This window comes from Cryptobacterium curtum DSM 15641 (assembly GCF_000023845.1).
Lineage (GTDB): Bacteria > Actinomycetota > Coriobacteriia > Coriobacteriales > Eggerthellaceae > Cryptobacterium > Cryptobacterium curtum.
Genome location: NC_013170.1, coordinates 1179301 through 1195008 on the forward strand (window position 1 = coordinate 1179301; position 15708 = coordinate 1195008).

Below are 15708 nucleotides of genomic sequence, written 5' to 3' on the forward strand. Positions count from 1 at the left end.
GCTCTTTCACATGGGATAATAGCTCCATGACATCTACCACGCAGTCTGGACATATACACATCCTCTTTGCAGATGACGATGCTGACATTCGAGAAGTTGTCAGCATTATGCTACGCGCCGAGGGCTATTACGTCGATCTGGCGGGCGACGGCTTAGAAGCTATGCGCTATCTCGATAACCCAGACAGTAATTACGATCTGGTTATTCTCGATATCGTGATGCCACAAGCCACCGGATATGATGTATGTAAGCATCTGCGCCAAACCTCGGCCGTTCCTGTTCTCTTCTTAACAGCCCGCGGGCAGGATGAAGACAAAGTGCGTGGCTTTGCGTTTGGCGGCAACGATTATCTCGTTAAACCCTTTTCAATCGCAGAATTCATAGCCCGGGTGAAAGCAATGCTTCGTCGCTGGCATCAATACGGTGCTTCCGGGCCGACCGCCACAAGCCAGCAGGAACAAGCCATTTGCATCGGGAATATCACGATAGATCCCCTAACGCGAACGGCAACAAAAGCCAAGGTGGCTATACCGCTGACCGACCTTGAATACGAACTGCTGTATCTGTTGGCATCCCATCGCGGACAGACGCTAACTGCTCGAAAGATATATGAATCTATCTGGGACGATGCATATCTTCCTCAATCGAGCAACACCATCATGGTGCATATCCGCAACCTTCGTAAGAAGCTCGAAAACGATCCTCGTAACCCCGTTGTTATTCAAACCGTCTGGGGAAAGGGTTATCGCATTGGGTAGGCGGCTGCAGAAATTGACGTACGAGCTCCTGGCGCTCACCCTTGTTGCGCTCGCAGCAGCTGTCTGTGCCTTCTTCTTGTTTCAAATGGCATCTAACTGGATTATCGCTTCATTTTTCAGTGGTGAAGCCGTTCAAAACCAGCGACTCGAACAAGCTATCGAATCGCTGCAGAGCTATGTGGATCAAAACGATGTCGCTCGTTCCGATAAGGAAAAGCTCGATACCTGGGTTCATGATCAGCGCTACATCATGCTCCAGATCTACGGCGATGACATGATTCTGTACGACTCAACCATGGACATGGATCTTTCGACGCTCAGAATACCCGGCGGCGATTCTATGCAGTGGCAAAAAACGTATACGGTACAGTTTGCCGATGGTCCGGGTTCCGCTATGTTCTACGAATATTTTTCCCTGCGTGATGAAACGATAGGCACGGGCGTCTCCATTGCTTTGGCAGCAGTGGTGTTTGGCATTGTGTTGATAATTCCCGTCAGGCGCAAGGCCCGCTATGTATCCCGTCTCAGCGATGACCTACATATCCTTGAGGGAGGCGACCTCGACTACTCTATTAACGTGCGCGGTGGCGACGAAATAGGAGACCTAGCGCAAGGCATTGAAGACATGCGTCGCGCCATGGTGAGTCGCTTGGATGAAGAGCGACGCATGCAACAGAGAAGCTACGAACTTGTTACTGCCATGTCGCACGATCTGCGCTCGCCGTTAACGTCCCTCATCGGCTACCTGGATATTCTTGAAATGAACGACCAGGTCAGCCAAGAAGATCGTACGCGATACTTATCGAATAGTCGACGAAAAGCGTATCGCATCAAAGAAGTCTCAGACCAGTTATTCGACTACTTTCTCTCGTTTGATTCCGGCACAAGCAATATCGAACTGGCAGACTATCACGCTGCCGCGTTCATTGGTGAAATAATCGAAGATGGTATCTTGGATCTCGAAACAGCTGGCTTTACCGTGCATAGCACTATCAATAACCCCGCAGATAGTGAAGATAGCAAGGAAGACAAAGGCAGTAAAGGTAGCAACAATGACGGTGGCATTGATCCTTCCCTCATAGTGCGTGCAAACCGCGGGCTCGTACAACGCTCTTGCGACAATCTCTTCTCAAACATCCGTCAATACGCCGATAAAAGCAAACCAATCGATATCTCTTGTAGTCAAGCAGACACCCAGGTAACCATTCGTATCTCCAACACCGTTGGAGATCAACGCGAAACCAAATCGGGTACTGGCATTGGACTAAAGACGACTCAGCGCATGTTGGAGGCATGTGGATGGCATTTTAGCTACAAGGAGGAGCACGGCATGTTTACGGTATATCTGCGCTTTACGGAAAAGCGTTTTACAGACGAGCGTTCTGTAGAAGATACAGAAGAACGCCCTTCGGACTCTTCGAAAGAAGAACTGTAAGTATGAAAGCGGTTATTCTTGCGGGAGGCCTTGGTACCCGTATATCCGAAGAAAGCCACCTAAGGCCCAAACCGATGATAGAAATCGGTGGTATGCCCATTCTCTGGCACATCATGAAAATCCTTTCGACACAGGGCATTACTGAATTTGTAATTTGTGCTGGCTATAAGCAAGAAGTCATCAAAGACTGGTTTGCCGATTACTATTTGCACACCTCAGATGTGACCTTCGATCTAACAAATGGGGGGCGGACAACAGTCCATCGCAACACCTCTGAAGCGTGGAAGGTGACTGTAGCCGATACGGGCTATGCCACTATGACCGGCGGGCGGCTCAAGAAAATAAAGCATTATGTCGGCGACGAAACGTTCCTTATGACCTATGGTGACGGTGTTGCCAACGTCAATATTTCCGATTTGGTTGCATACCACCAGCTATCAGGAACAAAAGCCACACTTACGGCTGTTCATGCTACGCAGCGATTTGGTGTACTTGATATGAACGATAGTGGCTTGATCAGGGAATTTAGAGAAAAGCACGATCGCGATGGCAGTTACATCAATGGCGGATTCATGATATTGGAACCTGAAGTGCTCGACTACATTGAAAGCGACAGCACGATATTTGAAAGCGACACGCTGTTTACGCTTGCTCAGAAAGGCGAACTTGGCGCATACCGCCACGAAGGCTTCTGGCAATGCATGGATATGCAGCGCGAAAAGCAGCTTCTTGAAGACATGTGGGCTAAAGGAAACGCACCATGGAAGATCTGGTAAAAGACACTGGTGCGCTGCGACCTTCTGTTCAGACACCTCATGAGCGCACCATAGAAGGTTCGACAGATACCACCGATGCGCCACTTCAGCCGCGCCTTGGTGAGCTTCAGTTTTATCGCGGAAAGCGTGTGTTCATTACAGGACATACCGGCTTTAAAGGGTCGTGGCTCTGCCGCATGCTCGTGCACGCTGGCGCAACAGTACACGGTTATGCTCTTACTCCCGATGATACTTTCAGTCTTTTTACCATTGCCAATATCGGCCAAGACATTGAATCAACGTTCGGCGATATACGCGACGTTTCAGCACTTGAGCGGGCGTTTAACCGTGCGCAACCTGACATCGTGATTCACTTGGCTGCACAGCCGCTCGTACGTGAAAGTTATCAGCACCCGCGCGAAACCTACGAAATCAATGTCATGGGTACCGTCAACGTTATGGAATGCGCACGGAAGACGGGAAATGTTCAGTCGATTCTTAATGTCACCACCGACAAGGTGTATCGCGACAATGGGAACATACAGGTTTTTTCGGAAGAGGACTTCCTTGATGGAGCTGATCCGTATTCCAATTCAAAGTCGTGTTCAGAACTAGTTACTCACTGCTACCAGCGCAGCTTTCTTTCGTCAGCAGGCGCAGCACTGAGCACCGCACGGGCTGGTAACGTTATCGGCGGGGGCGACTTCGCACGCGATCGCTTGGTACCTGACTGCGTACGTGCCGTCTTGGCTGATAGACCTATTGTTATTCGCAATCCTCGATCGGTGCGACCCTTTCAGCATGTGCTGGAATCACTAGGTGCCTATCTGATGATTGCACGCGCCCAGTACGATGATGCCGCATTGGCTGGCTGGTATAACGTGGGACCGCGCTACGAAGACTGCCTCAGTGCCGGTGCTCTTGCTGATGAATTTTGTACCTGCTGGGGCGAATCGGCGCGCTGGGAACATCACGGCGATAATGGTCCGTATGAAGCAGCACGTCTTCAGTTAGACAGCACCCTTATTCGCAAAACATTTGGCTGGCATCCGGTGTGGGATGTGCACGAGGCGATATATCGCACCGTGGAATGGACACGCGCTTGGATTGACGAAAAACGGGCAAGCGACTGCTTAGACGAGCAGATAGAACGCTGGTGCGCAACAGCTCGAAGAGGAGAACTGGATGTTTGAAGACGTAGATGAACAGCAGGCACGGGCAGAAATACTGCGCGCGGTGCAGGCATACTACCACCGGTTCAAAGCTTCGGAGAACGCATTAGCTTCAACAGACTGTGCTGATCACACGTCCCCCACGACAGACTGCATCGATTGCGCATCCCAAACAGCAGGACAAACCAATCGTATATCCTCTTCAACAGAGCGTATCGACTATGCGGGGCGGGTATTCGATGAAACCGAAATGGCATATCTCGTCGATGCGTCACTGGATTTTTGGCTGACCGCAGGTCGCTATGCCAACCGCTTTGAAAAAGAACTCGGCGCATATCTCGACGTTCCCTATGTTTCTGCCGTAAATTCGGGTTCAAGTGCAAATCTGCTCGCATTCATGACGCTGACCTGTCCTGAGCTTGGTGACCGAGCCATTAAGCGCGGCGATGAGGTTATTACCGTCGCCTGTGGTTTTCCAACAACCGTATCCCCCATCCTCCAATTCGGCGCAGTTCCCGTATTTGTGGATGTGACAGTCGGCCAGTACAACATAGATGCCAACGCACTTGAAGAGGCACTTTCGCATAAAACTAAGGCGGTCATGCTTGCCCATACCTTGGGCAATCCCTTTGATATCGGGCAGGTGCAATCGTTTTGCCGAGCTCACAATCTGTGGCTTATCGAGGATAACTGCGATGCACTCGGGTCAACATGCTGTGTCGATGGTGAAATGCGTTTTACGGGTACCATTGGCGATATCGGAACCTCAAGTTTCTACCCGCCCCATCACATAACAATGGGTGAAGGCGGTGCAGTCTACACGGCAAACCCACTGCTGCATAAATTGATACGCTCGCTGCGCGATTGGGGGCGCGATTGTTCATGCCCCAGCGGCGAAGACGGAACCTGCGACCATCGTTTCGACGGACAACGAGGACTACTGCCGGCAGGATACGACCATAAGTACACGTATTCGCATTTTGGATACAATCTCAAAGTTACCGACTTACAAGCGGCTATTGGCTGCGCCCAACTGAAAAAACTACCAGCATTCAAAGCAGCCCGACAAGCAAACCATGCTTACTTACGGCACGCGCTCGCTGATTTGCAGGACGCTTTCGTTTTGCCTGATCCGCTAACACATTCTGACCCAAGTTGGTTTGGGTTTGCCCTTACGTGCAAAGATACCCTTGATCGTCGGATTGTTATCTCGCATCTAGAACAGGCCGGCATACAAACACGCATGCTCTTCGCTGGCAATCTTCTGAGACATCCATGTTTCGACACACTGCGAAACAACCAGACCTCTTATCGCTGTGTCGGTAACCTACCCGCAACTGATACCATCATGGAAAACACGTTCTGGGTAGGGGTATATCCGGGTATAACAGAAGAGAAGCTCGAGCGCATAGCAACTGAAATACGCCGCAGTGTGGGAAAGGCACGAAGGGTATGACGATTCAGGCTATCGTTACTGGTGCTACTGGCATGATAGGACGTGCGCTTTGTCGCCAGCTGCTTCAAGAAGGATGGCACGTCACGTGCGTTGTCCGGCCTGCTTCGCCCCACCTGAACTCTTTCAAGCAAGAAATAACCCCCTTTGCGCAACCTAAGCAGCTCACAATCGTAGAAGCCGCATTGGGCACCTATGCCCACATGCTCCCCACCGCACTGGTTCGGGGCGATGTCTTTTTTCATCTTGCCTGGGAGTCAACCGAACCTGACCAACGCCGCGACCCTACCCTGCAAGCAAAAAATATTCCTTTTGCAATCGATGCGGTACAAGCAGCAAGCACCTGCGGCTGCACACGGTTTATCGGAATAGGATCGCAAGCTGAAACGAAATACCTCAATCAGACCAACCCTTCCTCACCCAAAACTTCACCCGATCAACTAGAACAGCCAGCAACTGCCTACGGAGCAGCAAAGCAGGCCTGTCGTACCCTTTCGTATCTCCAAGCGCACGCGATGGGGATTACTCATGTCTGGTTACGTATCTTTAGCGTATATGGGCCCCATGACCACGCACAGGCCATGATTCCCCAAGCTATTGAGCAACTACTCGACGGGGAAAAGCCGTCATTCACCCCTGCTCTGCAACAATGGGACTATCTGTATGTTGATGATGCAGCACGGGCAATTGCCCTAGCAGGACTCAAGGGTAAAGATGGCGCTCAATATTGCTTGGCGAGCGGTGTAAGTACGCTATTAGTGAACTATCTCGAAAAGCTGCGCGATGCGGTTGATCCTCAACTCCCTCTCGGTATTGGGGACCTTCCTTACGACCCTTTGCAGCCTTCGGTACTGCATGCAGATATCACTCCCCTGCAAGCTGATACTGGCTTTGTCCCCCGCGTATCTTTTAACGAAGGTATCGCCCGCACCGTTGCATGGCATAGATTGCAAAGAGAGCAGGCCAATGAAGACTATTAGCATTGTGATTCCTTGTCGCAACGAACGCGATAATGCCCCGGCACTAGCAGCTGCAATCAAACAGGAAATGGCTGATCACCTACCACACTACAACTATGAAATTATTTTTGCTGACAACTGCTCAACCGATGGAACACGCGATGTCTTGCGCCTCATGTGCGCTTCCGATGCGCACATAAAAGCCATCTTCAACACCCGCGACTTCGGCCAATTCAATTCCCCTTACCATGCCATGCTGCAAGCCCAAGGTGACGCGGTTGTTCTTATGTGCTGCGATTTCCAAGACCCGGTGCCTCTTATCACGCGCTTTATTGCGGCATGGGAAGAAGGGGCAGCTATTGTTTGCGGCATAAAAACAGCCAGTACAGAGGGGAAAATACTCCGTTGGCTACGCACCCGATACTATCGTCTTGTGAAACGGATGAGCAGCCAAGACCAAATTGAACACTTCACCGGCTTTGGACTCTACGATCGAACATTCATCGAAGTGCTCCGCGAACTCAACGATCCAACCCCATTTCTACGTGGCATGGTAGCTGAATTGGGTTGGAAGCGCGTAGACATTCCCTATACACAGGAAAGCCGACGCCACGGCACATCGAAAAATAACTTTTTCACCCTCTATGATGCAGCGATGCTGTCAATAACTAGTTACACTAAATCGGGGCTTAGGGTGGCTGGCATCGTCGGCTTTTGCTTAAGCATCGCGAGTCTCGTAGTCGCACTTGTCTACCTGATTGCGAAACTGATCTGGTGGGATTCATTTCCCGCAGGAAGTGCCCCTACCCTTCTTGCAACGCTCGTGTTTGGATCGGTCACCATATTCCTTGTGGGACTGCTTGGCGAATATGTCATGAGTATCAATACGCGCCTGATGAATCGCCCCTTGGTTATTGAAGAAGAACGAATTGGTTTTGCTAGCACCTGCGAAAATGAAATGGAAAAACAAAACCAGGAAAATGAAGAGCGAATTGGTCGCGGATGCGCCCGCAAAAACGAAGATGAACACATCGATCCCACCCACAAAAAGAAACCAGCAAAAGTAGCAGGAGAATAACCTATGCGAATGAGAGTGGCAGACTATATTGCACAATTTCTCGTAGACCATGGCATTGATTATTGCTTTATGGTTGTCGGCGGTGGAGCCATGCAGCTCGACGATGCATTCGGTCACCAAGAGGGTCTCACCTGCGTGTTTAACCACCATGAACAGGCTTGCGCTATGGCAGCCGAAGGATACGCTCGGGTTTGCAATAAACCAGCTGCAGTATGTGTTACCTCAGGCCCAGGGGGCACAAATGCTATCACGGGTGTCATGAGTGCCTATCTCGACTCTATTCCCATGCTGGTGTTTTCTGGACAGGTTCGCTTTGAATTGATGGCACGCTCAACTGGTTTGACGGGACTACGCAATCTAGGCGACCAAGAGTTCGATATCTGCAAGGCTGTTTCATCTTTAACGAAATACTGCGAGGTTGTAAAAGAAGCTTCAATGATTCGTAGTTGTTTGGAGCGCGCCTACCACCTTGCTACGACAGGACGCCCAGGCCCCTGCTGGCTTGATGTACCCCTTGACGTGCAGGGTGCCATAATCGAGGTAGATGACCTGCCAGGTTACTGCCCCGATAAGGACGATAGCGTGCTTCCCGCCCCTGTTTCACGTACAGTAGCTGAAACAGTTCTCGACAAAATTTGGTCGGCACACCGACCAGTACTATATGCCGGTTACGGAATTCGCTTATCAGGCGGCTACGAAGTGTTTCGCCGCGTTGTCGACAAGTTGGGTATCCCTGTAGTTTTCAGCTGGGATAGCGTTGATATGCTATCCGACGATCACCCACTCAATGTTGGGCGTCCTGGCATCGTTGGCGATCGCGCTGGTAACTTTGCAGTACAGAACGCAGACACCATTCTTTCTATCGGGGCACGATTAGGCATTCGCCAAGTCGGTTTTGATTCTGCTCAGTGGGCTTCAGGTGCCTATGTCATTATGAATGACATCTGCGCAGATGAAACACGTAAACCAACCATTCATGTAGATATGCCTCTTGTTGCCGATGCATGCGACCTACTTGAACAGCTCGAAGCCGTATTGGATGCAGAACCACACCGCAACGCCAACCTGAGTACCTGGATTGAAACTTGTCAGCAGTGGCGTGCAACCTATCCTGTCGTACGACCAGAATTCTTTGATGTCGATACGCCCGCTAACCCTTATGTCTTCATCAAACGGCTGTCAGAGCACCTTGGCGAGAACCGCATCACCGTTACCGGAAGTGGCTTTACATCGGTAGCAGGCGGACAAGCTGCTACCATGCGCGAGGGCACTCGTTACCTTATTAACTGCGCAACCTGTTCTTTGGGATGGGATCTTCCCGCCGCCATTGGCGCGTGCATAGCCGAGCATGGCAGTAGCGCCCTCTACGGACAGGCTATTCAAAATGGCAAACAGACCTCCGACACCATTCTGTTCACCGGAGATGGTGGTATTCAATTCAATCTCCAGGAACTACAGGTCGTTGTTCACCATAAAATGCCGTTGAAGATTTTTATTATTAACAACGATGGCTATCATTCCATTCGCATGACGCAGACTAACCTTTTTAACAAAAAGTTTGTTGGCATTGGGCCACAGTCGGGCGATCTGAGTTTTCCCGATATGGAACGCATTGCTTGGGCGTATGAAATACCGTTTTGCCGCTGTTCAGCTAATTCTGAAATCGACGAAGCAATTGAAACAACCTTAGCACTATCAGGACCAGCCATCTGCGAGATCATGGTAGGACACAGTCAAGTCTTTGAACCAAAAGCAGCCACCAAACGTTTGCCCGATGGAACGCTTATATCCCCGCCGCTCGAGGATATGGCGCCGTTTCTACCGCCAGAAGAACTCGCGCGCATTATGAGCGTGTCAGCTGAAACTGTCGAAGACGCTCAGTCAGTGGAATGTCCAGGCGCAGTAGATATCCAACCCACTCTATCGAGCCAGCCTGTTACACCGAGCCAGCCCACCACACCTGATGCCATACCCAACCAAGTAAACACCAGGTAGACGGCACGATTGACCCATGAAAAGCCTGATAAAAAGAAGCCAACCGCGCCATGCGCACCATACACCAACCCACCCATCCGCCAGCTTTCATGAGTGTCTTACCACACTGTTGAAAAGTCCGACGTACCTTGTAGTACTTGTTGCTGTGACTGCAGCTGCCTATGCATTTGCCGACATACACTTTGCCGTGGGAATAGACGACTTAGCAGGCGAGCGCTACTTTAATGGCGAACTAATTGTGCAAGGACGTTTTACCTGGCCTTTAATTGCCTATCTCTTCAACCTTCATGGTTATGTCCCGCTTGTTGAAGATGTTATTGGATCGATTCTTATCGCACTTGGTGCACTGCTGTTTTCGGCACTGTTTATGATGGTGTCTCACAGGCGCTTTGACGTTGTAGCTAGCACTATCTTTTCTGCTATCTTTGTTTCTTGCCCGTTGCCTGCCGATGTATTGCTCTACCAGTCGATGGGCATCGCCATTGGCGGGTGTTTCATTCTAGTTGCTCTTTCCCTTGCTCTTACCTGGCATGCTCTTACAACCACGCCGGTGCGCAGTGCTGTCTGCCTTATAGGCGCAATAGCGGCAGCGATTTTTGCGATCTCCTGGTACGAATCGAGCGCTGTTGTGTATGTCTGTGCAGCACTTTTCTGTCTGCTGCTTGCAGACGAAGCACCTGCCGACAATAAGGCGAAAAACACCCGATTACATAGGGTTTTACGTATCCTCGGCCGCGGAGCATTATTTGCTGGCGTGCTCGGTGTTGCCATTCTCGCTGAGAGCATACTCGATCAAGCAGTTATGGCGCAGCTTGCCATTGAGCCATCCCACCGTGCTGCCAATCATCCCCTTGAGCGTCCAGTTGGCAATCGACACCTTCTTATTTCTTGGATCTTCTATTACTGCCTCGAAGGGCTCGTATATGCACCCGTTGCTCTTTTGGATATCGCCTTTGGCATCATCATTATTGTGGCGATAGCGGAAATTCCTGTACACCGATCACTCGTGCGGGTGATGCTGTATCTTGGGCTTATTGCAGGTCTTGCTTCTATCACGTTTCTTCTGCGCAACACTGCTGAATTCCGCACCGCTCAGGCTGCTTGCCTTATCAGTGGTATCGCAATGGCGCTGATTTATATGAAAGCAGCAAATCAAAAGCGCACGCACCCCAAGCTCACATCAAAGCGTGTCCTTGTGCCCCTATCCATTGCCTGCGCAAGTGCATTCTGTATTGCCCAAGTAATCGCGCTCAATCAGTTCTTTATGACCGACTGGGATCGTTATCTTGACGAAGCGTCCATCGCCCAGGGGATAGCGCACGATATTGAAACGGCTGGCTTATCTGAAAAGCCCGTCGTATTCACGGGTGACTATCGCCTTATGGGACCCTGGCGCGATGCAACGTGGGCACGCGCCGATGACCCCCGTATTCACTTTCTTGAAGGACTGCACGATTTTGATCGCATCGATACAACCGATCCTCAATATGTTCTCCCACTTAATGGAACCGGCGAATACCTTTCGTGGGGAATGAAAGCATTTGAATCGCAAGACGAGGAATTCAAATTCTTCGCACACGTTGGCTGTCCGCTTGTACAAGCATCTGCTGAACAGGTTGCAGACGGACGGGCACGCTCTGATGGATTGCCCATCTGGCCACAGGATGGCTCAATCGTCGACGAAGGTGATTACGTCATCGTACACCTTGGCGATACGTACCCTCATCGGAGTGGACGCGAAGCATCTTAAACAAAACAGCTTAGATGGAGCCATAAACAAGACTACCTAAACGGAGCCGCTTAACAATTAGGCACACCCTGCCTTTATATCGTTATGCCTCGTTATACTGAGATATCTATGCGCTTTGCGTGCTGGCATTTGAACGCCTACGTGCTTTGCGCGCCGCCTTCTTCTGGACATCAGTTAAGGGAGCATAATCACGGTTGTATCCTGGAATAGTCATGCTGGAAATAGCCCAGAGATATAGGCTCGCCACACTACCGTAGGGACTATAGCGGCGCCGGTATTTTTCGAACAACGGCCGCGTAATCTTGCGATGGTGATACACCATGCGTAAACCACGTTGAATCGCCAGATCGTCGAAGCTCAACACATCAGGACGACCCAAGCAAAACAACAGCAGCATTTCCGCTGTCCATGTACCAATACCCCGAAGCGAACTCAGCGCAGCTATGGCCTCGGCATCGCTTGCCTGCTCAATGGCATCAAGGTCAAAGGAGCCATCCATGACCTTTTCGGCAAAATCCTGAATGTAATCAACCTTCCGAAAGGAAATACCGCAGGATTGCAACTGCTCAGGCGAAGTAGCAGTAATGCTTTGCGCCGACACTTCACCGAGCAGGTCGCACATACGCAACCAGACAGTCTGCTGTGCAGCCGTGGATATTTGCTGCCCAATAATATGGTGGACAACCGCAGAAAATAGATCAGCATCCATTTCACGATACACATGCCCTATCGCATCGATAGCACATGCAAGCTGCGGGTCGCGCGACTTGAGATACTCCGTCGCTTCGTCGGTGTATTCGAAATAGCCCACTACTTGATATTGTAGAACGCATCCCTGCCAGCATAGCGCGCTTGACCAGCTAGTTCTTCTTCAATGCGAAGAAGCTGATTGTACTTAGCCACGCGGTCGGATCGGCACGGAGCACCGGTCTTAATCTGGCCGGTGTTAAGCGCCACAGAAAGGTCGGCGATCGTTGTGTCTTCAGTTTCGCCAGAGCGATGACTCATAACGCAGGCATAACCCGCCTGTTTAGCCATTTCAATAGCCTCAAGCGTTTCAGTTAAGCTACCAATTTGATTGACCTTGATAAGAATGGCGTTTGCGCAACCAAGCTCGATTCCCTTGGCCAAACGCTTGGAATTAGTAACAAATAGATCGTCGCCTACCAGCTGCACTCTGCTGCCGATACGCTCGGTTAAAGCGCGCCAGCCATCCCAATCTTCTTCAGCCATGCCGTCTTCAAGAGAAATAATAGGATACTTATCTACAAGCGCTTCCCAATAATCCACCATCTCGGTGCTCGTCAGCTCGCGACCCTCTCCAGCCAGTACATAGACACCCTTTTCTGCGTCATAAAATTCGGTTGAAGCTGGATCCATCGCAAACATAATGTCAGAACCTGGTTTGTAACCAGCTGCCTCGCAGGCTTTCACGATGTAGCGAAGTGGTTCTTCATTGGTGGTAAAGTTCGGAGCAAAACCACCCTCGTCGCCAACGCCTCCGCCGAGGCCAGCATCATGCAGAACCCCCTTCAGTGTATGGTAGATTTCAGCGCACCAGCGCAACGCAGAAGCGAAGGTGGGAGCACCCACCGGCATAATCATGAATTCCTGAAAATCGACGTTGTTGTCCGCGTGCACTCCCCCGTTGAGAATATTCATCATAGGCACGGGCAAAAGATGAGCGCCCACCCCACCGACGTATTTGTAAAGTGGAAGAGCTGCTTCCTCAGCAGAAGCGCGCGCACATGCCAGCGAAGCACCTAAAATTGCATTGGCACCCAAAGCACCTTTATTGTCAGTGCCATCAGCTTCAATTAAAGCGGCATCAATGGCTCGCTGGTCGGTTGATTCAGCACCAAACAGGTTTTCGAAGATTTCTTCGTTAACATGGTCGACCGCCTGGGTAACACCCTTGCCTTGATAGCGACTCGCATCGCCATCGCGTAGTTCAACAGCCTCAAAAGCGCCCGTAGAAGCACCTGAAGGAACAAGCGCCCGGCCGAATGAGCCGTCCTCTAAGGTCACCTCGACCTCGACCGTAGGATTGCCTCGTGAATCGAGTACTTCGCGACCGTGTACGTCGACGATCATGCCCATGAATATGCCTCCTTGAACGCAATGAAATTCATTGCGGCAATCTTATCACGACCTACCCAACAGGCCATACTCCGCACGGTGGATAGCACGTTGCTTACGGGCGTCGGCAGATTTGTACATCGGTATCTACCTATAATCTATCTATAACTATCGGTGCTTCGATAAATCTGCGCCGGCGGTGTGTCATCTGCGCCTACAATTGTCCACCCACATAACGCACCGGTGATACATTTCACGCAGCAGCGCCAAAAGATACCGACATCACGAGACGTATACTTCGCGCTCGACAACCAAGTCGTTTTTTATTGTGCCAACAAGCTTTTGCAACGCATCGATGCAATGCGGTCGAATATCAGCACCCACCAGCACATACATGATGGAATCACCCACATCCAGCAGACCTTCGTTAAGCCAGACGCGCACGTAGTACACACCGTCCCAAGAAAGTGCTTCAGCAATAGCCGCATGAACTCCTTCTTCGTCATAGGAAAAATCGACCTGCGCAACTTCGCCAAGACCCTGTTTACCTTCGCGAACCTCAAGCTTCGGCGTCTTTCGAACCACACCATTGTGCGCAAGAAACATGCCGCACTGGTCGGCTTGTGCACTCGCTTTGGCTTCTTTCAGCCACGTGTCCATTGACGGCTCTGGTTTACCCATGTGTATCCTTTCTCCCAATAGCAACTTTTATCACAACATAATGAGTACGCGAAAGACCCTCACCGTGCTTCAACATGCTACGATGACTGCGATGACGCTCTTAGTAGTGTTCCTGCAGCTTTTCGTTAAAGGTGGTCGCCATGACAATAGCTCTCATCATCGTTATCTTGATCGCACTTTTTATTCTCGTACTCATACTAAACGCCACACGCGTCAAACCAACGCCGATTAGCAATCCCCTTCCACCCACCACGGTGCGAGGTGACGATGCGGCAGTTGAACGCTTCTGCGCTATGCTGCGCATTCCCACCGTGTGGGATCGCGAAAACCCCCATGCCGACCATACTCCCTTCGACCGCTTTGTGCCGCAGATGCGCGAGCTGTACCCGCACCTTTTTGCCGAAGCCGAACTAGAGATGGTCAACACCTATGGCATCCTGCTGAAATGGCACGGCACCAACAGCAATCTGGCTCCGGTGGTGTTTATGGCCCATCACGATGTAGTATCTGCAGATAAACAGGGATGGACACACGATCCATTTTCCGCCGACATCGAAGACGGTCGCATCTGGGCACGTGGATCGGTCGATACAAAATGTTTGCTTGCAGCCTTGTATGAAGCAGCTGACAGGCTTATTCGCGAAGGATATACCCCTACACGCACTATCTATCTGTGGTCATCGAACTGTGAAGAGGACAGCGGTGAAACAACACCCATTCTTGTCGACTTATTGAAGGAACGCGGCATTGAGCCTGCATTAGTACTCGACGAAGGTGGTGCTGTTATCGATAATGCGCCGTTGAATGTTAAAAATGAATTTGCCGTTATCGGACTGGCAGAAAAGGGACTGTTCAACGCCGCTATCACCGTCGATTCAGCAGGTGGACATGCCTCGACGCCCTCGCTGAACGACTCAACCGCCAAACTGGTTACTGGTCTTGACAACTTGCAAAACAATCCACCGACCCCCCGGATGTCAGCACCGCTTGAAGCGATGTTGCGTGAACTGGCAGCTTACAGCAGCTTTGGGTACCGCATTGTCTTCGGTAACCTGTGGTTATTCAAACCACTCGTTATACGTATGCTCAAACAAAACCCTGAAACGGCTGCCATGTTACGTACGACGTATGCCATCACAGAACTCGCAGGGGCGCCCGCTGCCAATATTATCCCCAAGCAAGCAACCGCAAACGTGAATGTCCGTATTGATACTAATGAAGGCGTACAAGAGGCACTCCATCGCATTGATAACGCCTTCGGGGGCAAAGCTGATATTCAGCTGCGTGATGCTATAGAACCTTCGCGCATCGCACCATGGCAGGGAGATGTGGTCTACGAATATCTGCGGGCTGTGATACACAGCGCCTACCCCGATGCTGGCATCGCACCATACATTCAAGTGAGCTGCAGCGATGCACGCCATTTCCAGCGTGCCTTCCCTCGCGTGTACCGCTTTGCAGGCATCTTATTCCGAGGGGATCAGCGTTCACGCATCCATGGGCAAGACGAAAACCTCGATGTAGAAAGCTTTAAACGCGGCATCGGTTTCTACTATGAGCTCATGCGCAACCTCGACCGACTGGAGGGATAGC

At 50.9% G+C, this 15708-nt stretch carries 13 protein-coding genes; 10 read left to right on the forward strand and 3 right to left on the reverse strand.

The genetic code is table 11. The annotated features are described in order from the left end of the window. Window positions 1–26: 26 nt before the first annotated feature. The 9 genes from CCUR_RS05135 to CCUR_RS05175 are packed head-to-tail and all read left to right on the forward strand — an operon-like array spanning window position 27 to window position 11355. A complete protein-coding gene (locus CCUR_RS05135) occupies window positions 27–758 on the forward strand; it encodes a response regulator transcription factor (protein ID WP_012803414.1) in 732 nt (243 codons plus the stop codon). Continuing rightward, on the forward strand, window positions 751–2193 hold the full coding sequence (locus CCUR_RS05140) for a sensor histidine kinase (protein WP_012803415.1): 1443 nt from the start codon (window positions 751–753) through the stop codon (window positions 2191–2193). Before CCUR_RS05135 ends, CCUR_RS05140 begins: the two co-directional genes overlap by 8 nt. Window positions 2194–2195: 2 nt before the next feature. Then, on the forward strand, window positions 2196–2969 hold the full coding sequence (gene rfbF, locus CCUR_RS05145; RefSeq protein ID WP_012803416.1) for a glucose-1-phosphate cytidylyltransferase: 774 nt from the start codon (window positions 2196–2198) through the stop codon (window positions 2967–2969). Continuing rightward, window positions 2954–4141 (forward strand): CDP-glucose 4,6-dehydratase, encoded by a 1188-nt coding sequence (rfbG, locus tag CCUR_RS05150; protein WP_012803417.1) that lies wholly within the window; start codon window positions 2954–2956, stop codon window positions 4139–4141. The genes rfbF and rfbG overlap by 16 nt, the downstream gene beginning before the upstream one ends. Next, window positions 4134–5576 carry a lipopolysaccharide biosynthesis protein RfbH gene (gene rfbH / locus CCUR_RS05155; RefSeq protein WP_012803418.1) on the forward strand — a complete coding sequence of 481 codons (1443 nt, stop codon included), beginning with the start codon at window positions 4134–4136 and terminating at the stop codon, window positions 5574–5576. Before rfbG ends, rfbH begins: the two co-directional genes overlap by 8 nt. Continuing rightward, window positions 5573–6553 (forward strand): NAD-dependent epimerase/dehydratase family protein, encoded by a 981-nt coding sequence (locus CCUR_RS05160; protein ID WP_012803419.1) that lies wholly within the window; start codon window positions 5573–5575, stop codon window positions 6551–6553. The genes rfbH and CCUR_RS05160 overlap by 4 nt, the downstream gene beginning before the upstream one ends. Beyond that, window positions 6540–7610, forward strand: a complete 1071-nt coding sequence (locus CCUR_RS05165; protein WP_012803420.1) for a glycosyltransferase family 2 protein — start codon at window positions 6540–6542, stop codon at window positions 7608–7610. The genes CCUR_RS05160 and CCUR_RS05165 overlap by 14 nt, the downstream gene beginning before the upstream one ends. Window positions 7611–7613: 3 nt before the next feature. Then, window positions 7614–9605 carry a thiamine pyrophosphate-binding protein gene (locus CCUR_RS05170; protein ID WP_012803421.1) on the forward strand — a complete coding sequence of 664 codons (1992 nt, stop codon included), beginning with the start codon at window positions 7614–7616 and terminating at the stop codon, window positions 9603–9605. Window positions 9606–9621: 16 nt separating this feature from the next. Then, complete coding sequence (locus CCUR_RS05175) at window positions 9622–11355, forward strand: glucosyltransferase domain-containing protein (RefSeq protein WP_083771582.1); 1734 nt, start codon at window positions 9622–9624, stop codon at window positions 11353–11355. Between the two features lie 106 nt (window positions 11356–11461). Here CCUR_RS05175 and CCUR_RS05180 read toward each other — a convergent pair whose 3' ends face one another. From CCUR_RS05180 to CCUR_RS05190, 3 genes are all read right to left on the reverse strand, one after another. Further along, window positions 11462–12166 carry a DNA-3-methyladenine glycosylase family protein gene (locus CCUR_RS05180; protein ID WP_012803423.1) on the reverse strand — a complete coding sequence of 235 codons (705 nt, stop codon included), beginning with the start codon at window positions 12164–12166 and terminating at the stop codon, window positions 11462–11464. After that, window positions 12166–13455: a phosphopyruvate hydratase gene (eno, locus tag CCUR_RS05185; protein ID WP_012803424.1), complete on the reverse strand. Its 1290-nt coding sequence runs from the start codon at window positions 13453–13455 to the stop codon at window positions 12166–12168. Before eno ends, CCUR_RS05180 begins: the two co-directional genes overlap by 1 nt. A 261-nt stretch (window positions 13456–13716) precedes the next feature. Then, window positions 13717–14115 carry a molybdenum cofactor biosynthesis protein MoaE gene (locus tag CCUR_RS05190; RefSeq protein ID WP_012803425.1) on the reverse strand — a complete coding sequence of 133 codons (399 nt, stop codon included), beginning with the start codon at window positions 14113–14115 and terminating at the stop codon, window positions 13717–13719. A gap of 140 nt (window positions 14116–14255) precedes the next feature. Here CCUR_RS05190 and CCUR_RS05195 point away from each other — a divergent pair, with 140 nt between their 5' ends. Beyond that, window positions 14256–15707, forward strand: coding sequence for a M20 family peptidase (locus CCUR_RS05195; protein WP_012803426.1), 1452 nt, complete (start codon window positions 14256–14258; stop codon window positions 15705–15707). Window position 15708: the final 1 nt, after the last annotated feature.